Origin of the sequence: Salinisphaera orenii subsp. halophila YIM 95161 (assembly GCF_003732545.1) — a bacterium.
Taxonomy (GTDB): Bacteria; Pseudomonadota; Gammaproteobacteria; order Nevskiales; family Salinisphaeraceae; genus Salinisphaera; species Salinisphaera orenii_A.
The window spans coordinates 1-25,876 of the sequence record NZ_AYKF01000075.1 but is presented as its reverse complement, the minus strand read 5'-3'; the positions used below and the strand labels follow the sequence as shown (position 1 = coordinate 25,876).

At 68.2% G+C, this 25,876-nt stretch carries 22 protein-coding genes and 1 other RNA gene; 11 read left to right on the top strand and 12 right to left on the bottom strand.

The genetic code is table 11. From position 1 onward, the window contains the following. Positions 1 to 77: 77 nt before the first annotated feature. The 4 genes from ilvA (at position 78) to SAHL_RS07755 (ending at position 4,756) form a co-directional block, all read left to right on the top strand. Positions 78 to 1,658, top strand: a complete 1,581-nt coding sequence (ilvA, locus tag SAHL_RS07770; protein WP_123590840.1) for a threonine ammonia-lyase, biosynthetic — start codon at positions 78 to 80, stop codon at positions 1,656 to 1,658. A 9-nt stretch (positions 1,659 to 1,667) separates the two neighbouring features. Further along, entirely contained in the window at positions 1,668 to 2,639 is a 972-nt protein-coding gene (locus tag SAHL_RS07765) for a cation diffusion facilitator family transporter (RefSeq protein WP_123590839.1), read from the top strand. 76 nt (positions 2,640 to 2,715) lie between these two features. Then, a complete protein-coding gene (locus SAHL_RS07760) occupies positions 2,716 to 3,693 on the top strand; it encodes a cation diffusion facilitator family transporter (protein ID WP_123590838.1) in 978 nt (325 codons plus the stop codon). A gap of 1 nt (position 3,694) precedes the next feature. Then, positions 3,695 to 4,756 carry a glycosyltransferase family 9 protein gene (locus tag SAHL_RS07755; protein WP_123590837.1) on the top strand — a complete coding sequence of 354 codons (1,062 nt, stop codon included), beginning with the start codon at positions 3,695 to 3,697 and terminating at the stop codon, positions 4,754 to 4,756. A 626-nt stretch (positions 4,757 to 5,382) separates the two neighbouring features. Here SAHL_RS07755 and SAHL_RS07750 read toward each other — a convergent pair. From SAHL_RS07750 to SAHL_RS07700, 11 genes are all read right to left on the bottom strand, one after another. Further along, positions 5,383 to 5,859: an EVE domain-containing protein gene (locus tag SAHL_RS07750; protein WP_123590836.1), complete on the bottom strand. Its 477-nt coding sequence runs from the start codon at positions 5,857 to 5,859 to the stop codon at positions 5,383 to 5,385. A gap of 40 nt (positions 5,860 to 5,899) precedes the next feature. Continuing rightward, the gene (locus SAHL_RS07745) at positions 5,900 to 6,496 is read right to left on the bottom strand and encodes a 5-formyltetrahydrofolate cyclo-ligase (protein WP_123590835.1); all 597 of its coding nucleotides are present in this window, start codon (positions 6,494 to 6,496) and stop codon (positions 5,900 to 5,902) included. Between the two features lie 27 nt (positions 6,497 to 6,523). Then, positions 6,524 to 6,707: non-coding RNA, 6S RNA (gene ssrS / locus SAHL_RS07740), on the bottom strand. A 23-nt stretch (positions 6,708 to 6,730) separates the two neighbouring features. Beyond that, positions 6,731 to 7,072 carry a cell division protein ZapA gene (locus SAHL_RS07735; protein WP_123590834.1) on the bottom strand — a complete coding sequence of 114 codons (342 nt, stop codon included), beginning with the start codon at positions 7,070 to 7,072 and terminating at the stop codon, positions 6,731 to 6,733. A gap of 21 nt (positions 7,073 to 7,093) precedes the next feature. Next, complete coding sequence (locus SAHL_RS07730) at positions 7,094 to 7,291, bottom strand: hypothetical protein (protein ID WP_123590833.1); 198 nt, start codon at positions 7,289 to 7,291, stop codon at positions 7,094 to 7,096. 119 nt (positions 7,292 to 7,410) lie between these two features. Beyond that, positions 7,411 to 8,820 (bottom strand): DegQ family serine endoprotease, encoded by a 1,410-nt coding sequence (locus SAHL_RS07725; RefSeq protein WP_123590832.1) that lies wholly within the window; start codon positions 8,818 to 8,820, stop codon positions 7,411 to 7,413. A 128-nt stretch (positions 8,821 to 8,948) separates the two neighbouring features. Next, positions 8,949 to 10,004, bottom strand: a complete 1,056-nt coding sequence (sohB, locus tag SAHL_RS07720; RefSeq protein ID WP_123590831.1) for a protease SohB — start codon at positions 10,002 to 10,004, stop codon at positions 8,949 to 8,951. Between the two features lie 34 nt (positions 10,005 to 10,038). Next, positions 10,039 to 11,040 (bottom strand): ferrochelatase, encoded by a 1,002-nt coding sequence (hemH, locus tag SAHL_RS07715; protein WP_123590865.1) that lies wholly within the window; start codon positions 11,038 to 11,040, stop codon positions 10,039 to 10,041. Positions 11,041 to 11,146: 106 nt separating this feature from the next. Further along, positions 11,147 to 12,490, bottom strand: a complete 1,344-nt coding sequence (locus SAHL_RS07710; RefSeq protein ID WP_123590830.1) for an alanine/glycine:cation symporter family protein — start codon at positions 12,488 to 12,490, stop codon at positions 11,147 to 11,149. Between the two features lie 42 nt (positions 12,491 to 12,532). Beyond that, the gene (locus SAHL_RS07705; RefSeq protein WP_123590829.1) at positions 12,533 to 13,873 is read right to left on the bottom strand and encodes a sodium-dependent transporter; all 1,341 of its coding nucleotides are present in this window, start codon (positions 13,871 to 13,873) and stop codon (positions 12,533 to 12,535) included. A 312-nt stretch (positions 13,874 to 14,185) separates the two neighbouring features. Further along, on the bottom strand, positions 14,186 to 15,472 hold the full coding sequence (locus SAHL_RS07700; RefSeq protein WP_123590828.1) for an acetyl-CoA C-acetyltransferase: 1,287 nt from the start codon (positions 15,470 to 15,472) through the stop codon (positions 14,186 to 14,188). Positions 15,473 to 15,761: 289 nt separating this feature from the next. Here SAHL_RS07700 and groES point away from each other — a divergent pair, with 289 nt between their 5' ends. From groES to SAHL_RS07665, 7 genes are all read left to right on the top strand, one after another. Next, positions 15,762 to 16,049 (top strand): co-chaperone GroES, encoded by a 288-nt coding sequence (gene groES, locus SAHL_RS07695; RefSeq protein WP_123590827.1) that lies wholly within the window; start codon positions 15,762 to 15,764, stop codon positions 16,047 to 16,049. Positions 16,050 to 16,102: 53 nt separating this feature from the next. Beyond that, complete coding sequence (gene groL / locus SAHL_RS07690) at positions 16,103 to 17,755, top strand: chaperonin GroEL (RefSeq protein WP_123590826.1); 1,653 nt, start codon at positions 16,103 to 16,105, stop codon at positions 17,753 to 17,755. 274 nt (positions 17,756 to 18,029) lie between these two features. After that, positions 18,030 to 20,795, top strand: coding sequence for a bifunctional [glutamate--ammonia ligase]-adenylyl-L-tyrosine phosphorylase/[glutamate--ammonia-ligase] adenylyltransferase (glnE, locus tag SAHL_RS07685; RefSeq protein WP_123590825.1), 2,766 nt, complete (start codon positions 18,030 to 18,032; stop codon positions 20,793 to 20,795). A 175-nt stretch (positions 20,796 to 20,970) separates the two neighbouring features. Next, positions 20,971 to 22,062: a glycosyltransferase family 4 protein gene (locus SAHL_RS07680; protein ID WP_123590824.1), complete on the top strand. Its 1,092-nt coding sequence runs from the start codon at positions 20,971 to 20,973 to the stop codon at positions 22,060 to 22,062. Next, complete coding sequence (rfaD, locus tag SAHL_RS07675) at positions 22,059 to 23,015, top strand: ADP-glyceromanno-heptose 6-epimerase (protein WP_123590823.1); 957 nt, start codon at positions 22,059 to 22,061, stop codon at positions 23,013 to 23,015. The genes SAHL_RS07680 and rfaD overlap by 4 nt, the downstream gene beginning before the upstream one ends. Positions 23,016 to 23,378: 363 nt before the next feature. Then, the gene (locus SAHL_RS07670) at positions 23,379 to 24,302 is read left to right on the top strand and encodes a branched-chain amino acid transaminase (protein ID WP_123590822.1); all 924 of its coding nucleotides are present in this window, start codon (positions 23,379 to 23,381) and stop codon (positions 24,300 to 24,302) included. A gap of 22 nt (positions 24,303 to 24,324) precedes the next feature. Continuing rightward, on the top strand, positions 24,325 to 25,053 hold the full coding sequence (locus SAHL_RS07665; protein WP_184947506.1) for a 3-deoxy-D-manno-octulosonic acid kinase: 729 nt from the start codon (positions 24,325 to 24,327) through the stop codon (positions 25,051 to 25,053). Here SAHL_RS07665 and SAHL_RS07660 read toward each other — a convergent pair. Beyond that, positions 25,026 to 25,876 (bottom strand): lysophospholipid acyltransferase family protein (locus SAHL_RS07660; RefSeq protein ID WP_123590820.1); only part of this gene is annotated, 851 nt, incomplete at its 5' end. The two genes, SAHL_RS07665 and SAHL_RS07660, sit on opposite strands and share 28 nt — an antisense overlap.

Sequence of the window (25,876 nt, the reverse complement as noted above, 5' to 3'; positions counted from 1 at the left end):
GCCACGGGCGACCCGCGCGCATGGCCTGCGGCCGGGTTAGGGTTTAGCATTGTCGCCGGTTCAAACGACGCGTTCCCATGAATTCCAGCCTGATCGAAACCGCCGAGGCCGGTTCGGCGCCGGCCGTGGATGTCGGCGATGCCGACTATCTCAAGCGCATCAACGCCGCGCGCGTCTACGACGTCGCGATCGAAACGCCGCTCGTGGCGGCGGAGCAGCTCTCCGCGCGTATCGGCAACCGGCTGTTTCTCAAGCGCGAGGACCTGCAGCCGGTGCACTCGTTCAAGCTGCGCGGTGCCTACAACAAAATCTCCCAGCTGACCGCCGCCGAGCGCGAGCGCGGGGTGATCTGCGCCTCGGCCGGCAACCACGCCCAGGGCGTGGCACTCGCCGGCCGCAACATGGGCATCCGCGCGGTGATCGTGATGCCGCGCACCACGCCGGCGATCAAGGTGCGCGCGGTCGCCGGTTTCGGCGGCGAGATCGTGCTCCACGGCGACGGCTACGACGACGCGGCGGCCCACGCCGCCGAGCTGCAGGAACGGGACGGCCTGGTCTATATCCACCCCTACGACGATCCCGACGTGATCGCCGGCCAGGGCACCATCGGCATGGAGATCGTGCGCCAGCACCCGCAGGACATCCACGCGGTGTTCGTGTGCGTGGGCGGCGGCGGCCTGCTCGCGGGCGTGGCCGCCTATATCAAGAGCGTGCGCCCGGAAATCCGCGTGATCGGCGTGGAGCCCGAGGATGCGGCCAGCATGGGCGCGGCGCTGGCGGCCGGCGAGCGGGTCACCCTGAAGGAGGTCGGCCTGTTCGCCGACGGCGTGGCGGTCAAGCGCGCCGGGGCGGAGCCGTTCCGGCTGTGCGCCAAGCACGTGGACGCGATGATGACGGTCTCGGTGGACGAGATCTGTGCGGCGGTGCGCGACATCTACGAGGACACCCGCGCCCTGGCCGAGCCGGCCGGCGCGCTGGCCGTCGCCGGGGCCAAGAAATATGCCGCCGAGACCGGCATCGAGGATCAGCACCTGGTCGCGATCACCTCGGGTGCCAACGTCAACTTCGACCGGCTGTCCTACATCGCCGAGCGCGCCGAACTGGGCGAACAGCGCGAGGCGCTGCTGGCGGTCACCATCCCCGAGCGGCCGGGCTCGTTCCGGCAGTTCTGCGAGGTCATCGGCGATCGCTCGATCAGCGAGTTCAACTACCGCTATGCCGATCATGCCCGGGCGCAGGTCTTCGCCGGGGTGAAGCTGAGCAACGGCACCGCCGAGCGCGACACGATGATCGCCGACCTCGAGGCCGCCGGCTATGCGGTGCTCGACATGTCGCGCAACGAGATGGCCAAACTGCATGTGCGCCACATGGTCGGCGGCCGGGCCCGGGGCGTGGGCGACGAGGTGCTGTTCCGCGTCGAGTTCCCCGAGCGCCCGGGCGCGCTGCGCCGCTTCCTCGAGGCGGTGGGCGATCGCTGGAACATCTCGCTGTTCCACTATCGCAACCACGGCCATGCCCACGGCCTGGTGCTGGTCGGCATGCAGGTCGCGCCGACGGAGCAGGGCGACTGTCGCGCGGCGCTCGACGCGCTCGGCTACGACTACGCCGAGGAGACCGGCAACCCGGCCTACCAGATGTTCCTGCACAACAACGACTAGTCCGGCCGCGTGTCCGATTCCGGTTCGAAGTTCGTCGTTCTCGCCGCGCTGACCGGCAACGGCCTGATCGCGGTCAGCAAGTTCGCGGCATCGGCGTTCACCGGCAGCACCGCCATGCTCGCCGAGGGCATCCATTCGGTGATCGACACCGGCAACCAGGGATTGCTGCTGTTCGGGATGAAGCGTGCGGCCCGGCCGCCGGATGCGAAGTACCCGTTCGGCTACGGCAAGGAGATCTACTTCTGGAGCTTCATGGTCGCCGTGCTGCTGTTCACCCTCGGCGCGGGGCTGTCGATCTTCGAAGGCGTGGAGAAGATCCTCCACCCGCATCCGATCTCGCACCCGTATGTGAACTACGTCGTGCTCGGACTGGCGGTCGTGTTCGAGGGCACGAGCTGGACGATCGCCGCGCGAGAGTTCCGGCGCGTGAAGGGCCGGTGGGGCGCGCTGGAGGCGGTGCGCCGCGGCAAGGATCCGAACAAGTTCCTCGTGCTGTTCGAGGACACGGCCGCGCTCGCCGGTCTGGCCCTGGCGATCGGCGGTCTGGCGCTGACCCAGTACACCGGCATCGAGATCTTCGACGGCATCGCCTCCATCGGCATCGGGCTCATTCTCGCCATGGCCTCCGTGGGGCTGGCGATCGAGACCAGGGGCCTGCTCATCGGCGAGGCCGCCAACCAGTACGTGGTCGCCGAGATCCGCGCGGTGCTCGAGCGGGGTCCGGCGGTGGAACGGGTCAACGAAGTGCCGACGATGCACGTCGGCCCGGAGTACGTGCTCGCCAACATCAGCCTGCGCTTTCGAGACGATCTCTCCAGGCGCGAGCTTCAGAGCGCGATCGCGCGCATGGACCGCGAGATCAAGACACGCTGCCCGACGGTCAAGCGCGTCTTCATCGAGGCCGAACACGAGGCCGACGATCCGCCGGCCCACGACGACCGCCCCGACAAGATCGACAACGCGCCCGACCCGGCGGGCTGACGTCCGCGCCGCGGGGCGCGGGTATGTAGACTGACCGCCGGGCGCCGGGCCGCGCCCGCCCAAGACAGGAGAGCGCATGGCCTCGGGATCCAGGACCGTCATCTACGCTGCGCTGGCGGGCAATCTGCTGATCGCCATCACCAAGTTCATCGCCGCCGCCTTCACCGGCAGCGCCGCGATGATGGCCGAAGGCATCCATTCCACGGTCGACACCGGCAATCAGGGGCTGCTGCTCTACGGCATGAAGCGCGCTAAGCAGCCGGCGGATGCGCGCTTTCCCTTCGGCTACGGCAAGGAAGTCTATTTCTGGAGCTTCATGGTGGCGGTGCTCATCTTCGCCGTGGGCGCCGGCATCTCCATCTACGAGGGCGTGAGCCGGCTGTTGCACCCGCATCCGGTGGAAAGCCCGCTGATCAACTACGTGGTGCTGGGGCTGGCGATGCTCTTCGAGGGCGCGGCCTGGTTCGTCGCGGCGTGGCAGTTCAACCGCGTGCGCGGCAAATGGGGGCCGTTCGAGGCCGTGCGTCGCGGCAAGGACCCGGGCGCCTTTCTCGTGCTGTTCGAGGACAGCGCCGCCATGCTCGGCCTGATCGTTGCCTTCGCCGCGCTCCTGGCCGGCCAGCTCACCGGCATCCCGCAGTTCGACGGCCTGGCCTCGATCTGCATCGGCCTGATCCTCGCGGTCACCGCGGTCTGGCTGGCGATCGAGACCAAGGGCCTGCTCATCGGTGAAGCCGCGAATCAGCACGTGGTGCGGGACATCCGCGCGCTGGTCGCCCGTGACCCGGCGGTCGAGCGTGTCAACGAAGTGCTGACCATGCACGTCGGCCCGGAATTCATACTGGTCAACATCAGCGTGCGCTTCGCCCCCGGGCTCAGCGGCGAGCAGATCCAGGCCGCCATGCAGGGCATGGACCGCGCGATCAAGGCCGAGTGCGAACACGTGGAGCGGGTCTTCATCGAGGCCGAGCGTGAGGCGGACGGCCGTACCGAGGCCGGGGCCGACGGCGCGACCGGCGACGCGGCCAAGCCGACCGATCCCGCAACGCGCTGAGATGACGGCGACGCACGCGCATGCGACGCCGCGGCGGGTCTGCATCCTCCGGCTCTCGGCGCTGGGGGACTGCGCCAACGTGGTGCCAACCATCCGTACGCTGCAGGCGGCCCGTCCGGACATCGAGATCAGCTGGATCATCAATCGTGCCGAGGCGTCGCTGGTGGCCGATCTCCCCGGCGTGGAATGTCTGGTCTACGACAAGCACGGCGGGCGCGAGGCCGTGCGCGCTCTGAAGCGCGCGCTGGCCGGCCGGCGTTTCGACGCCCTGCTGGACATGCATGCCAGCTGGCGGGCCAACCGCATCAGCCTGCTCGTGCGCGCCGACCGTCGGATCGGTTTCGATGCCCGGCGCGCGCGCGACGGCCAGCGGCTGTTCGTACGCGAACGTATCCCCGCGATCGAGAGCCGCCATGTGGTGGACGGTTTCCTGGCGTTCGCCGGTGTGCTGGGGGCGCGCGAACCGGTGTTCGACTGGCGGGTGCCGATCGCCGCCGCCGATCGGGAGGCCGCCGGCGCGCTGCTCGAGGGGATCGATCGCGAGATCCTGTTCATCAGCCCCTGCTCGAGCCACACGCGCCGCAACTGGCAGGTCGCGGGCTACGCGGCGGTCGCCGATCATGCCGCGCGCGTGCACGGTCTGGCGAGCGTGATCGTGGGTGGCCCGAGCGCGGTCGAACGCGAGATGGCCGCGGCGATCGAGGCGGCCATGGTCACGCCGGTGCGCAATCTGGTGGGCGAGACCACGCTCAAGCAACTGCTGGCGCTGTTCGAGCACGGCCGGGTGCTGGTCACGCCGGACTCAGGGCCCGCACATATGGCCAACGCCACCGACATCGACACGATCTCGCTGCATGCCGCGACCGATCCGCGCCGCAGCGGTGCCTACCGCAGCCGCCACCTCTGCGTGGACTATTTCGCGCAAGCCGCACGCCGCTATCGCGACGCCGAGCCGGACGCGCTCAAGTGGGGCACGCGCATCGAGGATGACGCGGGGGTGATGGCGCTGATCCCGGTCGAAGCCGTGACCGAGCGTCTCGATCAGGCGATGGCGCGCGGGTGAGTGGCACGAGGCTGAACGTCTGCCCCGAGTTGCTCTCGAGAAGCTGAAGCGGATATGACTTCGCGCGGCTGCGCGAGTCGCTTCCCGTGCTTGCTGACGGGAAAAGTACCAATACGAGGGCGCCTCGAGGTCACGTTGACGGATGCGACCAGAACTCGAACGGTTTCGGCCGTTCGCGAACAGGCGGGTCGCACCGGCGCTGTGCGCCGGGCACTCGCCGGCGCGGCGTGTCTCCGTCGCCTGGCGGGCCAACGAAATCGCCCTGGCTCAGGTGCCGTGCCTCTCTCCGGTCCCTCGGGAGCGGGGCGCCGAGCAGTGCAGGCCAAAGAAGAGAAGAGACTTTCTTGGGTCGGTGCTGCATGCCGATGCCCCGCGCTGCTCGGCCGTCCTGGCGTTTCCGGCACGCCCTGTCGCCCCCGTATCGGCTGCTCCATTCCGGCCGCCTTGGTCGGCGCTTCGCCGGGAGCGTGCAGACGGCCAGTAAAGCGCGGCCGATTCGGCAACGGTTGGGGAAACCGCTTGGAGCCCGTCAGGCGGCGATGCCGGCTCGCAGCAGTGCAAAGGGCAGGCCGAGTCGAATCTTGTTGGGTTCGACAACGCTACGCGCGGGGTTGCCGGATCGGACGTCAGGCCTCGCCCGCGTTCTCCAGGTCCAGAATAAAGTCCCAGTGCGCCTTGTCGACCGGCATCACCGACAGGCGATTGCCCTTGCGCACCAGCGGCAGGCCTTCGAGCTGCTCGGCGTGGTCCTTGATCTCGGCCAGCGGGATGGTGCGCGCGAGTTCGCGTTCGAAGGTGACGTCGACGCGGTACCAGCGCGGCTTCTCCGGGTCCGATTTGGGATCGTAGTGCGGATCCTTCGGATCGAAGGCGGTGTCGTCCGGATAGCCCTCACGCGAGATGCGCATGATGCCGACCACCCCCGGCACCTTGGTGTTGGAATGGTAGAAGAACGCCAGATCGCCTTCCGACATGCCGTCGCGCATGAAGTTGCGCGCCTGATAGTTGCGCACGCCGTCCCAGCCCTCGGTCTGCTGCGGGCGCTGCTGCAGATCCTGGATGCTGAACTCGTCGGGCTCGGATTTCATCAGCCAGTAGCGCATGGATAGCGGTCGTCCTGTATGGGTTTGAAGGCCCGATAGTCTAGCGTGACTCTCCGGCCCGCTGCGCGCGGCGGTGGATGGCGGATTCGGTGACCAGCACGTCCAGATCGATGTCCCAGGGGCGCGTCTCGATGTGTGGAACCCGCTGGGCCTCGAATGCGAGGCCGACGAGATAGGGCCGGCGAAACCCGCCGAGGCCCTCCGGAAGCGCGAGCGTGCGGTCGTAGAAACCGCCGCCCATGCCGATTCGCCGGGCGTGGCCGTCGAAGGCGGCCAGCGGCGTGATGATGGCGTCCAGCGCGTTCACCGGCCGCACCGGGCCTCCAATCGGTTCGACCAGGCCGAAGCTGCTGGTCCGAAAGCGAAAGGACGCGGATTGCACGGCGACGAACGACAGGGCCCGGCCCTCGACCCGCGGCAGGAAGGCGGTGCACCCGGGGCCGAGCCGCGCGATCAGCGGGCGGGGATCGATCTCGCCGGCCATGGGCCAGAAGAAGCCGATGCGCCGGGCTCGGCGCAGGGCCGGCAGCCGGGCGGCACGGCGGGCGGCGCGGACGGAGAAATCGTCGCGCTCGCGGTCGGACAGGGCGCGGCGCGCGGCGAGCGCGCGCTTGCGCAGGGCGGTGATGTCGCTCATCGCATGGATCTTGATGAAGGGAGAACCGACACTCCCGCCTGTGCCGTCAGCCGTCCACTGACCTTGAGACAAGCGCTCAAGTGGGGCGTTCCACGTCGCATTAGGTTTCCCGCAGCCAGGGCGGGCATACTCACCTGCGACGCTTACCGGCCCCTGGTTAGGTAATTAGGCTCAAGGGGAACCGGGAGGCCGTCGAACACTGCAGGAGTGCCGGCAACTCGGATACTACGGGTGCTAGCCGCGGTCATCAAGCGCTGATTCGATACGCAGCTGCAACTGAGACAGGCGCTCTTCGATTGGGTCGTCGCCGGCCGGCGTGCCGGCCCCTGGCTCGACCCCCTGGCGCTCGAGCTTGCGCTCGGCGGCGATCAGGTCACGCGCGATGTTGAGCGCCGCCATCACGGCGATGCGATCGATGCCCAGCGTCTTGCCCTTGCGCTGGATGGCGTGCATCCGTCGGGACAGATACTCCGCCGATGCGAGCAGGCTCTCGCGCTCGCCCTCGGGGCAGGCGACCGAGTAGTCGCGTCCGAGGATGCGGATCGTCAGTGCGGCGGGTTGTTTTTCTGAGGCCATGGATCGCTCGACTCCGGCGGGTCAGGCGCTGTCGGCTTCCGCTTCCAGCGCGCGGATGCGTTCGATGACGCCGTTGAGGCGCTCGCGCACCTCGCGATTGCGCTGCTGTTCGGTCTCGTGGGCGGCCTGCAGTGCGCGATGGTCCGACAACAGCTGCCGGTAGTCCTTGAGCAGCTGCTCGACCCGGTCCTCGAACTGGGCGATGTCGAACTGATGCATGGTGCCTCCCTTGTCGGTGGTCGAGTATAGCGCCGCCGGTCGGGGCGATGGAAATGCGGCGGGCGACAAAAAAAGGCCCGGCGCGAAGCCGGGCCTCGAACGGGCGAAACGCGTGGCCTTCAGCGGATGAGCAGGAACAGGGCGCCGCGACCGCGACGCACGTGCAGCAACAGCTGCTGGGCGTCGGGGCCCGCCATGTCCGGTAGCTGGGAGACGTCCGAGATCTCGCGCCGATTGATCGAGGTGATGACGTCACCCGGACGCAGGCCGGCGCGGGCCGCGGGGCTGCCGGGCTGCACGTCGGTCACGGCCACGCCCTCGACCTCGCCGGCAAGCGGATTGTCGTCGGTGATCGGGCCGAAGCTGGCGCCGTCGAGCCCTTCGGCCAGCTTCTGCTGGCCCTCGTCACCGCCCTTGGCGTTGGCGGCCATGTCCTCGGCGTTGCCCAGCGTGGCCTTGACCTCGCGCTCGTCACCGTCGCGCACGAGCGTGATCCGGACCTTTTCGCCGGGCGATTTCAGACCGATGGCGTTGGCGAGCTGGGAGAAATCGGTGATCTCCTTGCCGTTGACCCGGGTGATCACGTCGCGCTCGCGGATCCCGGCCTTGTCGGCGGGCGAATCCGGCATGACCTGGGCCACGACCACGCCCTGGTTGATATCCAGATCGAAGGCCTTGGCCAGATCGTCGGTCAGGTTCTGGCCGACCACGCCGAGCCGGCCGCGCTTGACCTCGCCGTACTCGGACAGCTGTTCATAGACGCTGTTGACCAGATTGCTCGGAATCGCGAAGCCGATGCCGATGTTGCCGCCGGTCCGGGACAGGATGGCGCTGTTGATGCCGACCAGCTCGCCCTCGAGGTTGACGAGGGCGCCGCCCGAATTGCCCGGGTTGATCGAGGCGTCGGTCTGGATGAAGTCCTCGTAGCGGTTGCCCAGGCCATGGCGGCCGAGGCCGCTGACGATGCCAGAGGTCACCGTCTGGCGTAGGCCGAAGGGGTTGCCGATGGCGACCACGAAATCGCCGACCCGCAGCTTGTCGGAGTCCGCGATCGGCAGCTCGGTGAGGTTGTCCGCGTCGATCTGGATGACGGCGATGTCGGTCTCCGGATCGTCGCCGATCAGCTCGGCCTCGTACTCGCGGTCGTCGTTGAGACGCACCGTGATCTCTTCGGCGTCCTTCACCACGTGATGGTTGGTGATCACGATGCCCTTGTCGGCGTCCACGATGACGCCGGAGCCCGCCGCCGAGGGCCGCTGCGGCGCGCGGCGCTGCTGCTGGTCGGGCATATCGAAGAAGCGCCGGAAGAACGGATCGTTGAACAGCGGGTTGTCCGGCATCTGCTGGGCCTTGCCGGTGACCACCACGTTCACGACCGCCGGCAGGGCGTTGTCGAGCATCGGCGCGAGGGAGGGGTCCTCGCCCCCCAGCATGCCGCTCGGCACGGCGGCCTGGGCGCTGGCGGCGAAGCAGTAGAGCAGTAGAGCGAAAAGAAGGGTTGATACACGCAGGCTGGCGTTCGTCGTCATAGGTTATGTCTCGTTGGTGTCCACACCATACGACCGGCGTCCCCGGGTCGTCCCGGGATTGAGACCATGACGTCTGCGTCGAGTTTCACTGCATCTGCCACGCAACGGCGCGCCGGCGCCGCGCGGCATCACGGCCGATGGTGGACCAGACGCGCGATCCCGCTGTCGGCCAGCACGCGGCTGGCCGCGCGGCCGGCCTGTCCGGTGAGCCGGGCCATCAGGCCCTGGTGCCGGTCGAGGCCGACGGTGAACACGTCCCGGCCGTCGCGGGCCGCGGTCAGCATGAGGTCATCGCTGGTGGCGATCTCGTCGACGAGTCCGAGGTCGACAGCCTGGGTGCCGTGCCAGTGCTCGCCGGTGGCCACGCGGTCGATGTCCAGCGTGGGCCGGTAGCGGTTGACGAACGACTTGAACAGGCCGTGGGTGTCCTCGAGCTCTTCGCGAAACTTCTCGCGCCCGGCCTCGGTGTTCTCGCCGAACACGGTCAGCGTGCGCTTGTGCTCACCGGCGGTGTGCATCTCGAAGTCGATGTGCTTGTCCTGCAGCAGCCGGTGGAAATTGGGTACCTGCGCGACCACGCCGATGGAACCGATGATGGCGAACGGCGCGGCGACGATGCGCTCGCCCACGCAGGCCATCATGTAGCCGCCGCTGGCCGCGAGCCGGTCGACGGCGATGGTCAGCTTCAGGCCGGCCTCGCGCAGGCGGACCAGCTGCGAGGCGGCCAGGCCGTAGCTGTGCACCATGCCCCCGGCCGATTCCAGGCGCACGAGCACCTCGTCGTTGGGCTCGGCGATCTGCAGGATGCCGTTGATGGTCTCGCGCAGCGGCTCGGTGGCCGAGGCGCGGATGTCGCCGTCGAAATCCAGCACGAACAGGCGCGCGGCTTCGTGGCGCTTGCCGAGCTTCTCCGCCTTTTCCTGCTGTTTGCGCTCGGTCTTGCGGCGCTTGTGGCGGGCCTTGCGCTCGGTCGGGTTGAGCAGGGTGGCGTTGAGCGTGTCCGCCATGCGCTCCAGGCGCCGGTTGATGTGCTCAACCTGCAAGTCGTCCCGCCGCGCCGCCGCGCGCGCCTGCACGATGGCCGACAGCAGCCATGCCGCGGCCAGGCCGAAAGCGATGACGAGGGTGGCGGCCTTGGCCAAGAACAGGCCGTACTCGACGGCGAAATCCGCGATCAGCTCCATGCAGAAGTCTCTTTGAGGGGCGAAGGGTGGGCGCTCAGATCCAGCCCGACAGCTCGCGCTTGATCAGGCCGGCGAGAAAGTCGATGTGGTCGTCGCGGTCGTTGAGGGCCGGAATATAACGCAGCGACTCGCCGCCGGCCTCTTCGAAATAGCCGCGATTCTCCTCCTTGATCTCCTCGAGCGTCTCTAGGCAGTCGGCCGAGAATCCGGGGCAGATCACGTCGACCGTCTTGACGCCACGCGCGCCCCAGGCCTTCATCGTCTCGTCGAGATAGGGCTGCAGCCACGGCTCGCGACCGAAGCGGCTCTGGAAGCAGACCTTGTACTCGTCCCGCCCCAGGCCCAGCTCCTCGGCTAGCAGTTGCGCGGTGACGCCGCAGTCGCGGGGGTAGGGGTCGCCCTGTTTGACGTAGCGTTTCGGGATGCCGTGAAAGGACATCACCAGCCGCTCCGCGCGGCCGTGTTCGGCCCAGTGCTCGCGCACCGAATTGGCCAGCGCGACGATGTAGCCCGGCTCGTCGTAGTAACGATTGATCTGGCGCAGGGCGGGCGGTTCGGCCCAGTCCGCGAGCACTTCGCTGACCTTGTCGAAGGTCGTGGCCACGGTGGTGGCCGAATACTGCGGATAGGCCGGGCAGACCAGCACCTGCTTGCAGCCCGCGGCATCCAGTTCCCGCAGCCCGCTCTCGATCGACGGATTGCCGTAGCGCATGCCGAGCGCCACCTGCACCGGTCGCTCGACCTCGGCATCGAGACGTTTCTGGATGCCCGCCGCCTGGCGCTTGGCGTACACCAGCAGCGGCGATCCCTCGTCGGTCCAGACCGAACGATAGCCCTCGGCCGAGTTCTTGGGCCGGAAGGTGAGGATGATGCCGTAGAGGATGGGCAGCCACAGCGCGCGGTTGAGATCCACCACCCGACGGTCGCTCAGAAATTCGGCGAGATAGCGTCTGACCGCGGATACGGAGGTGTCGTCGGGCGTGCCCAGGTTGGTGAACAGCACCCCGATCGGGCGCGGTGCGCGGCGCGAACCCATCATGTCCTCTCGCTATCGTGTTGCAGACTGCGATACGTGAGGTCGATGGCGCGGGATGCAACAGCCCGGCTGCATCCCGCGCTCCGGCGTTGGCCGGGATCGACGCCTACGTTCGGTTGTTGAAATACGTCCGCGTGAGCTTGAACACGACCGGGCCAAGCAGGATCAGCGCGATCAGGTTCGGTACGGCCATGAGGGCGTTCATCACGTCGGCCACCAGCCAGACGAAGTCGAGCTGGGCGATCGCGCCCACGAACACCGCGATCACCCAGAGGATGCGGTAGGGCGTGATCACCCTGGAGCCGAAGATGTACTCGGCCGTGCGCTCGCCGTAGTAGCTCCAGGCGAGCATGGTCGAGAAGGCGAAGATCACCAGGCCGAAGCTCACGATCCAGCCGCCCGGTCCGGGCATGCCGGTGGTGAAGGCCTCGGAGGACAGCTGCGCGCCGGTGGTGCCCGACGACCAGGCGCCGGTGGCGATGATCACGAGCGCCGTCATGGTGCACACGATGATGGTGTCGATGAAGGTGCCCAGCATCGCGACCACGCCCTGACGCACGGGGCTGTTGGTACGCGCGGCGGCGTGGGCGATCGGCGCGCTGCCCAGGCCGGCTTCGTTGGAGAAGATGCCGCGGGCGACGCCGAAACGGATCGCCATGATGATGCCCGCACCCGCGAAGCCGCCGGTGGCCGCGGTGCCGGTGAAGGCGTCGGAGAAGATCAGCGCGATCGCCCCCGGTACAGCGCCGGCGTTGAGAATCAGCACCAGCAGCGCGCCCAGCACGTAGATGATCGCCATGATCGGCACGAGTTTCTCGGTGACCCGGGCCAGGCGCTGGACGCCGCCGATGATGACCGCGAACACGCCGGCGGCCAGCACCAGTCCGGTCAGCCAGGAGGGCACGTTCAGGGTCTCGCGAAACACCTGCGACACCGAGTTGGACTGCACCGTGTTGCCGATGCCGAAGGCCGCCACGGTGGCGAACAGCGCGAAGGCGAAGGCCAGCCATTTCCAGTTCGCGCCGAGCCCGTTGCGGATGTAGTACATCGGCCCGCCGACATAGTTGCCTTCGGCGTTGGTCTCGCGATAGTTCACGGCCAGCACGGCCTCGCCGTACTTGGTGGCCATGCCGACGATGGCGGTGACCCACATCCAGAAGATCGCGCCCGGGCCGCCCAGATGGATGGCGGTGGCCACGCCGGCGATGTTGCCGGTGCCCACGGTCGCCGCGAGCGCGGTGGCCAGCGCCTGGAAGGGCGTGATGTCACCCGGTTCGGTGGTCTGCTTGCGACCGGCGAACATCATCGAAAAGCCGTAGCCGAGCTTGCGCTGCGGCATGCCGCGCAGCCCGATGGTCAGGTAGAGGCCGGTGCCCAGCAGCAGGATCAGCATTACCGGGCCCCAGACCCAGCTGCTGAGCGTGCTCAGAAAATCGGAAAGCGCTTCCATGTTCGAATCCCCCTTGAATGCGGCTTGCGCCGCGAGCGTTGGTTAGAAGAACAGTCCCTGGATCAGGATCCAGCCGATGCCGATGGGTGCGACGAAGCGCAGTACGAACAGCCAGACGCCGGCCCAGGGCACGGCGATGCGGCCGTCGTTGCCGATGGCCCGAACCGCCCACGGGCCCAGCGCCCAGCCGACGCAGAGCGCGGTCAGCAGGCCGCCGAGCGGCAGGGTGATCGAGCTCGACAGAAAATCGAGCAGATCGAAGAACGTTCGGCCGAAGATCTCGACGTCGGACATCAGCCCGAACGATAGCGACGCCGGAATGCCGATCAGAAAGCACACGAGGGCGCTGCCGGCGGTGGCGCCGCGACGGCTGGCACCGTATTCGTCGACGAAGTAGCAGACGACGGTCTCGAGCAGGGAGACGGCCGAGGTCAGTGCCGCGACCGTCAGCAGCAGAAAGAAGCTGAAACCGAAGATCGGCCCGCCGGGCATGGCGTCGAAGACGGCCGGCAGCACCATGAAGGTGGTGCCCGCACCGCCGGAGCCGGGTTCCATACCGGCCGCGAACATGGCCGGCAGGACCATGAAGCCCGCCAGGATCGCGATCAGCGTATCCAGCACCACCACCGCGGTTGCGTCGGCGGGCAGGTTGTGATCGCGGGGCATGTAGGAGCCGTAGGTGAGCATCGCGCCCATGCCCAGCGACAGGGAGAAGAAGGCCTGGCCGATCGCGGCGGTGAAGGTCTCGCCGGAGACCCGACTGAAGTCGGGCGTCAGATAGAAGGCGATGCCTTCGCCGGCGCCCGGCAGCGTGACCGACCGGGCGACCAGCACGAGCAGAATCACGAACAGCAGCGGCATTAGCAGTTTCGCGGCCCGCTCGATACCCTTGCCGACACCGCCGAGCACTACCCCGGCGACCAGCGCCATGAACACGGCGGCGTAGACGAGCGGCATCCAGGTGCCGCCGGTCAGTTCGGTGAAGACCCTCTCGAGCGACGCCGAATCAGTGCTGGCCAGCGCACCGTCCACCGTGTACAGCATGTAGGCGATGGTCCAGCCGCCGACGACGATATAGAAGGACAGGATGATGAACGCGGTGACCACGCCCATGCCGCCGACCAGCGACCAGCCGCGACCGGCCACCTCGCGGAACGCCGCCACGGGCGTGCGCTGGGCCATGCGCCCGACCAGCAGCTCCGCCATCACGATCGACAGCCCGAACAGCACGATGCAGCCGATATAGATCAGCAGGAACGCGCCGCCGCCGTTCTCGCCGGCCACATAGGGAAACTTCCAGATGTTGCCGAGCCCGACCGCCGAGCCGGCCGCGGCCATGATGAACCCGATGCGCGTGCCCCAGCTCTCGCGTGCGACGCTCATGACCGGCCCGTTCCAGCAGCGTCGTGGCGTCGAATCCCGTTGTGCATGCAATCGCTCCCCTGAAGTCTGGTCTTCGCCCCGTCGACCGTTGCGCCCCCGGATCGGCGGAGTTGTCGCGGGCCCTGTCCACGATGCACTAATCGTGCCCGTATCGCCGGCCGCGGGTCTCGCCCGGCGCCACGGATGCGCCGACCCAGACCAAGTAGAGCCTAAATGCTGACGCACGTCACGTCGAAAATCGTCGTAGAGTCGGCAGGCGCATGAAAAAGGCGGGCCGGAGCCCGCCTTCGATTACTACCGTCTCGATGGGCGCTACGGCTTTTCCAGAATGGCGGTGACGCCCTGGCCGCCGGCGGCACAGATCGATATCAGGCCGCGGCCACCGCCGTTCTCGTCCAGTATCTTGGCCAGCGTTGCGACGATGCGCGTGCCGGTGGCGGCGAAGGGATGGCCGAGGGCGACCGACGAGCCCTTGACGTTGAGCTTGCCGGTATCGATCGACCCCAGCGGCGTGTCCCGACCGAGGCGCTCCTTGCAGTACTTTTTGGATTCCCAGGCCTTGAGCGTGCACAGCACCTGGGCGGCGAAGGCCTCGTGGATCTCGTAGAAGTCGAAGTCCTGGAGCGTGAGGCCCGCGGCGTCCAGCATGTCGGCCACCGCATAGGTCGGCGACATCAGCAGGCCTTCGCCGCCGTCGACGAAATCCACCGCCGCGGTGCGGGAATAGGGCGTGAAATAGGCCTGCACCGGCAGATCGTGCTCCTGCGCGTAGGCTTCGCTGCAGAGAAACACCGACGAGGCGCCGTCGGTCAGCGGCGTGGAGTTGGCCGCGGTCAGCGTGCCGTTGTCCTTGTCGAAGGCCGGCTTGAGCTTGGCCATCTGCTCGACGCTGGTATCCGGGCGCAGGTTGTTGTCGCGTTCGACGCCGAGGTAGGGAAAGACCAGATCGTCGTAGAAACCGTCGACGTAAGCCTGGGCGGCCTTGCGGTGGCTGGCGACCGCCAGTTCGTCCTGGGCCTTGCGCGTGATCTTCCATTCCTTGGCCATGAGCTCGCAGTGCTCGCCCATGGACAGGCCGGTACGCGGCTCGCCGACGCCGGGAAAGCTCGGCACCACGTGGCGCGGCCGGATGCGGGCCAGACGTTTCATGCGCTCGCCGCCGGTCTTGGCCCGGTTGACGTCCAGCAGGATCCGGCGCAGTTCCTCGTTGACGGCGATCGGCGCGTCCGAGGTCGTGTCCACGCCGGCGGCGATGGCCGAATCGATCTGGCCCATGGCGATCTTGTTGGCCAGCAGCAGGGTGGCCTCGAGGCTCGTGCCGCAGGCCTGCTGGACGTCGAAGGCCGGCGTATGCGGGTCGAGGTCGGTGCCGAGCACGGCCTCGCGGGTCAGGTTGAAGTCGCGCGAGTGCTTGAGTACCGCGCCGCCTGCGACCTCGCCGATGCGCCGGCCGGCAAGCCGGTACTTCTCGGACAGCGCCTTGAGCGAGGCGGTCAGCAGATCCTGGTTCGACTGATGCGAGTACTTGGTGTTCGACCGGCAGAAGGGAATGCGGGCGCCGCCGACGATGGCGACGCGACGAAGCGTGGGTTCGGACATGGGGCCTCCATGAGCGCCGAGCGGTTTCGGCGTGCCTGTGTGGTTGTAGGTCGACGATAAATGTTGCAGTGCAAACTGACAAGAAAGCGTTTCAGACGTGGGCCGGCCGGACGCCGCGATCTGCGCCGCCACGGTAAAAATTTCGGCCTGCGCTCTTGAAAGGGCCAGCCCCGGCCGCACTAATGCGGGTGATCGAGACCGCCAATGGCGGCGGTCCCGTCTGGGCCGAATCCTCGGCACAGACCACAGTGTTCACGTCAACAACCAATGTTCGAGGAGAAGGGTGGCAATGAATATCCGTCCTTTACATGATCGCGTCGTCATCAAACGTATCGAGGAAGAGCAGAAGTCCGCCGGGGGCATCGTCATTCCCGATACCGCGGCCGAGAAGCCGCAGCGCGGCGAAGTGATCGCGGTCGGCAACGGCAAGCCGCTCGATAACGGAGATACGCGCAAGCCGGAAGTCAAGGTCGGCGATACGGTGATGTTCGGCAAGTTCTCGGGTACCGAACTCAAGGTCGACGGCGACGAAGTCGTCGTGATGCGCGAGGACGACATCCTCGCGGTCGTGGGCTGAAGCGGCTCACGCGCATCGAACCGCATCCACACAGAATCTAGGGGAAGCTAGCAATGGCTGCAAAGGAAATTCATTTCGGTGAGGACGCACGTCAGCGTCTGGTCCGCGGCGTCAACACGCTCGCGAATGCCGTCAAGGTCACTCTCGGTCCGAAGGGCCGCAACGTCGTGCTCGACAAGAGCTTCGGCGCGCCGACCGTCACCAAGGATGGTGTCTCGGTCGCCAAGGAAATCGAGCTCGACGACAAGTTCGAGAACATGGGCGCGCAGATGGTCAAGGAAGTCGCGTCCAAGACGTCCGATCTGGCCGGCGACGGCACCACCACCGCCACGGTCCTGGCCCAGGCTATCGTGCGTGAAGGCGTGAAGGCCGTCTCCGCGGGTATGAACCCGATGGACCTCAAGCGCGGCATCGACAAGGCTGTCGACGCGGCCGTCGAGGAACTGGCCAAGCTGTCCAAGCCCTGCGACGATGAGAAGGCCATCGCGCAGGTCGGTTCGATCTCGGCCAACTCCGACGACGACATCGGCAAGATCATCGCCGACGCGATGAACAAGGTCGGCAAGGAAGGCGTGATCACGGTCGAGGAAGGCTCCGGCCTGTCCAACGAACTGGACGTGGTCGAAGGCATGCAGTTCGACCGCGGCTACCTCTCGCCCTACTTCGTCACCGACAACCAGACGATGCAGGCCGAGCTGGACAACCCGTACATCCTGCTCCACGACAAGAAGATCTCCAACATCCGCGACATGCTGCCGCTGCTGGAGAATGTGGCCAAGCAGAACCGGCCGCTGATGATCATCTCCGAGGACGTCGAGGGCGAAGCCCTGGCGACGCTGGTGGTCAACAACATGCGCGGCATCGTCAAGGTCGCGGCCGTGAAGGCGCCCGGCTTCGGTGATCGCCGCAAGGCGATGCTCGAGGACATGGCCGTGCTGACCGGCGGCACCGTGATCTCCGAGGATCTGGGCATGACCCTCGAGAACGCCACGCTCGAGCATCTCGGCGAGGCCAACAAGGTCCAGATCTCGAAGGAGAACACCACCGTCATCGACGGCAAGGGTGGCAACAACGACATCGAGGCCCGCATCAAGCAGATCCGTGCGCAGATCGAGGAATCCTCCTCGGACTACGACAAGGAGAAGCTGCAGGAACGCGTGGCCAAGCTCGCCGGCGGTGTGGCGCTGATCAAGGTTGGTGCGGCTACCGAAGTCGAGATGAAGGAGAAGAAGGCTCGCGTCGAGGACGCCCTGCACGCCACGCGTGCGGCCGTCGAGGAAGGCATCGTGCCCGGCGGCGGCGTGGCCCTGCTGCGCACCCTCAAGGCGATCGAGAAGACCAAGGGCGCCAACCAGGACCAGCAGGCCGGCATCAGCATCCTGCGTCGCGCCGTCGAGGAGCCGCTGCGTCAGATCGTGTTCAACAGCGGTGCCGAGCCGTCCGTGGTGATCAACGAGGTGCTGTCGAAGGACGGCAACTACGGCTACAACGCGGCGACCGGCGAGTACGGCGACATGGTCGAGATGGGCATTCTCGACCCGACCAAGGTCAGCCGCACGGCGCTGCAGAACGCAGCCTCCATCTCCGGTCTCATGCTGACGACCGAAGCCACCATCGCCGACGTCCCGGACGACGACGACAAGGGTGGTGCCGGTGCCGACATGGGCGGCATGGGTGGCATGGGCGGTATGGGCGGCATGATGTAAATCATCGCCGTTCCACGCCCATGGGATGACCATCCCGCGTGAAACGAGAGCCCCGCTTCGGCGGGGCTTTTTTGTGGGCGGCCGTCGGCCCCGTCCGTGGGCCGCGCACGTTCCATCGGCAGGGCGTCGGCGGGTAGACTACGGCGCATTGATCTCCACGATGTCGCCCGCGGATGCCGAACGCCACGCACCAGAGCCCGCCGAGACGGGAGGCCATTCGTCCCGGACGTCTCGTCACCGGGGTTCGCCCCCGAACTTCAGAGCGCATCTGACCATGGCCCAGCTGCCCACCGCGGTCGAGGCCGCGCGCGAACGCATCGCGGGCCTGAGCGATTTCTTGGACGCCTGGTGCGCAGCCAACCCCGAGCGTTTTGAGACGCTGGCCGCCGACGGGCGTCTGGACGATCCGGAGGCCGAGATCGTGGCGACGGCCCCGGCCGTGGATGAGCCGCCGGATTTCCAGGCCGCCCTGCGTCGCTATCGAGACGAGACGCTGGCGATCATCGCCTGGCGCGACCTGGCCGGCGTCGACGCGCTCGAGGCCACGCTGGCAGCGCTGTCGACGCTGGCCGATCGCTGCATCGAGGCGGCGCTCGAGCATGCCGAGGCCCGCGTGGCCGAGCGTCACGGCGTGCTGCGCGATGCCGACGGCCGGCCGCAGCGGCTGATCGTCATCGGCATGGGCAAGCTCGGTGGCGGCGAGCTCAACTTCTCCTCCGATATCGATCTGATCTTCGGCTACGGTGCGCCGGGCGAGTCCGACGGCGAGCGCGCGCTGGACGCCGACGGCTATTTCAAGCGCGTGGCGCGCACGCTGGTGCAGTGTCTGTCGGAGAGCACCGCGGAAGGCTTCGTCTATCGCGTCGATACGCGGCTGCGGCCGTTCGGCGATGCCGGGGCGCTGGTGGCCAGCCTCGCCGCGATGGAGAACTACTACCAGTCCCACGGCCGCGAGTGGGAGCGCTACGCCTGGGTCAAGGCGCGCCCGGTGGCCGGCGACATCGACGGCGGCGCGGCGCTCATCGACACGCTCACGCCGTTCGTCTACCGGCGCTATCTGGATTACGGCACCTTCGAGTCGATCCGGGACATGAAGGCGTTGATCGACCGACAGGTCGAGCGCGCGGAACTGCAGGACAACATCAAGCTCGGCAGCGGCGGGATCCGCGAGATCGAGTTCATCGTCCAGGCGTTCCAGCTCATCCGCGGCGGCCAGGAGCCGGCGCTCCAGGACAGCCGCCTCCTGCCGACGCTGGAGCGGCTGGTTGCCGGCGATCATCTGCCCGAGCACACCGCGCAGGAGCTCCGGGCCGCCTATCGCTTCCTGCGCCGTGCCGAGAACCGGCTGCAGATGGTCGACGACCGCCAGACCCATGACCTGCCCGAGACCGATCTCGAGCGCAGCCGGCTGGCCCGGGCCATGGGCTACGCCGACTGGGAGGCCTTCGATGCCGATCTGCGCTCGGTCCGCCGCGACGTGCACGACGCCTTCGAGCAGGTCTTCGTCTCGCCGCAGGCCGAGGCCGGCGAGGCCGAGTCCGACAGCGAGCGACTGGTCGCCCTGTGGGAGGGCGGGCTCGACGACGAAAGCGCGCGGGCGCTGCTGGCCGACTACGGCATCCGCGACGTCGACGCGGTGCGCCAAGCGCTCGCCGAAATGCAGGACCAGAGCCTCTACCGTGCGCTGGAGGACCGGGGCCGGCGCTGGATCGCCCGGCTGATCCCGCTGCTGTTCGCGGCCGCGGCGCGGGCGGCCGATCCGGATCTCGCGATCACGCGGACACTCTCGGTTCTGGATGCGATCGTCGGTCGCAGCACCTACATGGCGCTGCTGGTAGAACACCCGGCGGCGCTGTCGACGCTCATGCGCCTGTGCGCGGCCAGCGAATGGATCACCAGCCGGATTCGCGCCCAGCCGGCGCTTCTGGACAGTCTGCTCGACCCGCGGCAGCTCTATCGGCCGCCGCGTCGCGGTGAACTGGCGGCGGCGCTGGACGAGGATCTGGCGGCGATCGACGCCGACGACGTGGAACATCGCATGGACGCGCTGCGACGCTTCACGCAGTCGGCCAAGCTGCGGATCGCGGCCGCGGACGTCAGCAATTCGATGCCGCTGATGATCGTCTCGGACAACCTCACCGAGCTCGCCGAGGTGGTGCTCTCGGGCGCGCTCGACATGGCCCGCGAACAGATGTTCGCCCGCTACGGTCGGCCCAGCGACGCGGCCTTCACGGTGATCGCCTACGGCAAGCTCGGTGGCCTTGAGCTCGGCTACACCTCGGATCTCGATCTCGTGTTTCTCTACGACGGCGACATCGAGGGCATGACCGACGGCGAGCGCTCGCTGACCCACCAGGCGTTCTTCACGCGCATGGCCCAGCGCATCATCCATATCCTGAGCACCCAGACGGCGGCCGGGCGCGCCTACGAGATCGACATGCGCCTGCGGCCGAGCGGTAAGGCGGGCATGATGGTGAGCCACGTCGACGCCTTCGCGCGCTACCAGCGCGATCAGGCCTGGACATGGGAGCACCAGGCGCTGGTGCGAGCCCGGTTCGTGGCCGGCAATCCCGAACTCGGTGCCCGCTTCGCCGACATCCGCCGCGAGGTGCTCGCCCGCGAGCGCGACGTGGCCGCGCTGACCGAAGAAGTACGCCACATGCGCGATCGCATGCGCCGGGCCAAGGACGAGACCCGCGGCGAGCATCTCGACGTCAAGCAGATGCCGGGCGGGCTGATCGACATCGAATTCATGGCCCAGTTCGCGGCCCTGCGGCACGGACCCGACTGCCCCGAACTGCTCCTGTTCACCGATGCGATCCGCATTCTGGAAACGCTCGAATCCGGCGGGCTGGCGGCCTACGAGGACATCCGTACGCTCACCCGGGCCTATCGGTATTATCGCAAGCGTATTCACGCGGATTCGCTGCAGCAGCAGCGGGCCATGATGCCGGCCGCGGAATACGTTGAGCAGCGGCGTGCGGTCGCCGCGCTCTGGGACGACTGGATCGGGCCCGCCGGCGCAGACGCGGCCTCGTGATGCCCGGCGCGGGTCACGCGGCCGGTGTCGCCCTAGAGGCCGTCAGCGGCTTCGGGCGCCGAGCGTCTGCGGCCTCGAAGGCCACGTCCCGGCGGGGCGGCCGCGCTCGCGTGACGCGACGGCCATCGTCTGCCCCGATCCATCGCCGGCCGGGTGTCGCGGTCGCGCCTCGGGCATGACGCTGACCCACATCAATCTCGCGCGCGGATTCCGCGGCGGCGAGCGTCAGACGGAACTGCTCGTCCGGGCGCTGGCCGAACGCGGCATCGCCCAGCGCATCGTGCTGCGCGAGGGTCAACCGCTGGTGAGCCGCCTCGCGGACGTCCCCGGTCTCGAGCGCCGCCCCATCCGCAAGCCGTTCATACGCCACGCGCGGGCACTGCGCGGCGGGCTCCTGCATGCACACGACGGCAAGGGGGCGCATCTGGCCCACGCGGCGCACGTGTTGAGCGGCTGCGAATACCTGATCACGCGGCGGGTGGACAATCGCCCGAGCGGTAGCTGGCTGACGCGGCGGATGTATCGCCGGGCGCGCGCCGTGGTCGTGCTATCGCACGCCATCGGGCGGGTCATGCAGGATCATCTGCCGGGGCTGGCAACGGTGCGCATCCCGAGCGCGGCCGGCGAACTGCACGTCGACGCGGCCGAGGCCGCGGCTCTGCGGGCCGGGTTCGGCGGCGCCTGCGTTGTGGGCCATGTCGGCGCGCTCGACGACAGCCAGAAAGGCCAGCACGACCTGATTACGGCGGCGCGCTCGCTGGCCGCCCGTGAGCCCGGCTGGCGTTTCGTGCTCGTCGGCGGGGGGCGCGACGAGGCCGCGTTGCGCGACGCCGCCGCCGGCTGCGAGGCGATCCGCTTCGCCGGCCAGGTCGACAACGTGGGCGATTACCTCGCGGCCTTCGATCTGTTCGCCTTTCCCTCGGTGCACGAGGGGCTCGGTTCGACGCTGCTGGATGCCATGCGCGCGTCGCTGCCGATCGTGGCCAGCGCGGTCGACGGCATCCCGGAACTGGTCGCCCACGAACGCACGGGACTGCTCGTGCCGCCGCGCGACCCGAGCGCGCTCGCGGCCGCCCTGAGCCGGCTGCGGGCCGATCCGTCGCTGGCGGCGCGGCTGGCCGCGGCGGGTCGGGAACAGGTCCTCGCGTATACTCCGCGCGCGATGGCCGATCGCTACGTGGCGCTCTACCGCGAGCTCGGTCTCGATCTCGACGGGACGAACGAGGCCCGGTCCGGTGCGCCGGCGGGTCCGGGAGATAGACAATGATCATCGTCACGGGTGCCGCCGGTTTCATCGGCAGCAATCTGGTCGCCGGGCTCAACGCACGCGGCCGCTCGGACATACTGCTGGTCGACGATCTGGCCGACGGCCGCAAGTGCCTGAATCTGGCCGATCTCGATTTCGCCGACTATCTCGAGTACGACGATCTGCTGGCGCGCGTCGAACGCGGCGATGCGCTGGGGGACATCGACGCTGTGTTCCATCAGGGCGCCTGCTCGGCCACCACGGAATGGGACGGGCGCTACATGATGGCGCGCAACTACCGCTACTCGAAGAGCCTGCACGACTGGTGCGCGGCCCGCGGCGTGCCGTTCCTCTACGCCTCGTCGGCGTCGGTCTACGGCATGGGGCCGCACTTCGTCGAGCAGCGTTCGGCCGAGCGGCCGCTCAACATGTACGCCTTCTCCAAGTTCGCCTTCGACCAGTACGTGCGCGCCAACGCCGATCGCGTCGAGTCGCAGGTCGCAGGGCTGCGTTATTTCAACGTCTACGGCCCGCGCGAACAGCACAAGGACGGCATGGCGAGCGTGGCGCGACATTTTTCACGCCAGATCGCGGCCGAGGGCGAATGCCGGCTGTTCGAGGGCGCCGAGGGCTACGGCGACGGCGAGCAGCGCCGCGACTTCATCCACGTCGACGACTGTGTGGCGGTGAATCTCTGGTTGCTGGACAATCCCGGCGTGTCCGGCATCTTCAACTGCGGCACCGGCCGCAGCCAGACCTTCAACGAGGTCGCCGATGCGGTCATTGCCTGGCACGGCCGCGGCGCCCGTCGCTACATCCCGTTTCCGGAATCGCTGGTCGGGCGCTACCAGAGCTATACCGAGGCCGACATGAGCGCACTGTGGGCCGCCGGCTATCCGGGTACGTTCCGGCCGGTGGAGCGGGGCGTGCCCGACTATCTCGACTGGCTCGAACGACACGCGCTGACCGTTTAGGGCCGGTCATCGCGTCCCGCGAGACCGCGCCGGCGACTGCCCGTAACCCGGCGGGTTCCCGCGAGCCGCAGTGTCGGGCGTGCGGTGGTGCCGGCCGAAAGGCATGGGCGGCAATGCGCGATCGCGGGGCGGTTCGACCGATCCGGCGCGCCAACGGTTTCGCCCGCGGTAGCCGCCCGTCCGTCCCCGGCTGTCCATGGTTGCGAGCGGCGGCGCGATCGGTGAGGGCGCGTTGGCAGGGCGTGATTCCCGGTGTGGCCGCGGACGCTGCAGCCTGCTGATGAGCCGCTGGCCGGCGGGCGGCGCGCTGTGGTCAAATAGCGGGCCTTTCCGCCGGCAGGCGACAACGACAGGAGACTGCCCATGACCACGATGGCCGATCGCGACGGCAAGATCTGGCTCGACGGCCAGCTCGTGGACTGGCGCGAGGCCAAGGTCCACGTGCTCACGCACACGCTGCACTACGGCATGGGCGCCTTCGAGGGCGTACGCGCCTACAACACGAGCCGGGGCACCGCGATCTTCCGCCTGGACGAGCACACGCGGCGGCTGTGTCGTTCGGCCAAGATTCTGGGCATGCCCATGCCGTATTCCGAGGACGAGCTCAACGCCGCACAGGTCGAGGTCGTGCGCGAGAACGGGCTGGAGTCGGCCTATATCCGGCCGATGATCTTCTACGGTTCCGAAGGCATGGGGCTGCACGCCGAATCGCTGTCCAGCCACGTCATGATCGCGGCCTGGACCTGGGGCAGCTATCTCGGCGAGGACAACATGGTCAACGGCATCCGCGTGAAGACGTCGTCGTTCACCCGCCACCACGTCAACTCGGCCATGACCAAGGCCAAGGCCAACGGCCCGTACTTCAACTCGATGCTGGCGGTGACCGAGGCCAAAAAGGCCGGCTACGACGAAGCGATGCTGCTCGACTGCGACGGCTTCGTCTCCGAGGGCAGCGGCGAGAACCTGTTCATCGTCCGAGACGGCGTGCTGATCACGCCGGATCTGACCAGCGCCCTGGACGGCATCACCCGCCGCACGATCCTGACCTATGCGCGGGAGATGGGCATCGAGTGCGTCGAGCGCCGCATCACCCGTGACGAGGTCTATATCGCCGACGAGGCGTTTCTCACCGGCACCGCCGCCGAGGTCACGCCCATGCGCGAACTCGACGACCGCACCATCGGCGAGGGCCGGCGCGGCCCGGTGACCGAAGCGCTGCAGGCGCGCTATTTTGATCAGGTCAGCGGCAAGCGCGACGATCACGCCGACTGGCTCACCTACGTCTGAGCCGCGTCGCGGTGTACCGGCCGTGACGCTGGCCACGGCGGTCGTTGACGGCCAGCATTTGGCCTGGGACCCGGCGCGGGTGGCCGACGCCGACGCGCGCCTGTTCGATCCCGCCTGGTGGCGCTCGCGTGGGGCGGTTCGCGGCGAGGCGGCGGGGCGCGGCGCGGCCTATTTCGTCGACGGGCTGGACGGCGCGCCCTGGGTGCTGCGCCACAATCGCCGGGGCGGCGCGTTCGCGCGCCTCAACCATGATCGCTTCCTGTGGACGGGCGCCGCGCGCCTGCGCCCGATCGCCGAACTGCGACTGCTCGCGGCCATGCGGGCCGACGATCTGCCCGTGCCGGCGCCGGTGGCCGCCCGGGCCGTCCGGGGCGGCGGCTTCTATCGCGGCGACGTGATCACTGCGGCGCTGGTCGAGAGCCGGCCGCTGGCCGATCGGCTGGCGACGGCGCCGCTGCCGGCGACCGAATGGCAGCGCCTGGGCGGGGTGCTGGCGCGCTTTCATCGCGCCGGCATCGATCACGCCGATCTGAACGCGCGCAACATCCTGATCGACGCCGCGGACGCGTTTCACCTGATCGATTTCGACAAGGCGCGCCGGCGCGCGCCCGGCCGCTGGCGTGAATCCAATCTGGCGCGGCTCAAGCGATCGCTGGACAAGTGCGCCGACGGCCTTGCCGAATTCCATTTCGCCGAAGGCGACTGGTCGGCGCTGCGGGGCGGCTATGCGTCGGTGTTCGCCGCCCGGTAGGGGTCGTGCCCCTTGCGCTTGAAGCGCTGGTGCAGCCAGAAGTACTGTGCCGGCGCTTCGCGGATCACCGTCTCGATGATGCGATTGATGCGCAGCGCGTCCTCGGCCTCGTCGGCGCCGGGAAAGTCGTCCAGCGGGGCCTGGATGATCAGGCGGTAGCCGCGGCCGTCGGCACGCCGCAGGGTGAAGAACGGCACCACCGTGGCCCGCGTCATCTTGGCGAGCCGGCTGATGGCGACGTGGGTCTGGGCCGGCTGGCCGAAGAAGTCGACCAGCATGCCGTGGCGGCGGCCGGCCTTCTGGTCGGCGGCGTACCAGACCGCATCCTTGTGCTTGAGCGCCTTGAGCAGGCCCATCATGTCGTCGTCGGGGATGCTGGCCCCGCCGATGTGGGCCTCCCGGCGCGTTCGCATGACGTGATCGATGACCGGGTCGTGCGGCGGCTTGTACATCGCCGTCGTGCGATAGCCGAGCGCGCGCAGGTGCGGCTTGGCCATGCGCACGCCGAGTTCCAGCGAGGTGAAATGCGCCGACAGCAGGATGATGCCGCGGCCGCGCATCGCCGCGGTTTCCAGATGTTCGAGCCCCTCGACCTCGGCGAGCGCGTCGATCTTGGCCTGGTCGCCCCACCAGCAGAGCCCGGTCTCGATCGCGCCCATGCCGACGGAGGCGAAATGTTCGCGCAGCAGGCGGGCGCGTTCGGCTTCGCCGAGCTCCGGGAAGCACAGCCGCAGGTTGATGGCGGCGACCCGCCGGCGCGCGCCGATGACGTGGTAGCCGAGCCGGCCCAGCGCCCGTCCGATCGCCATCTGCGGGCGATAGG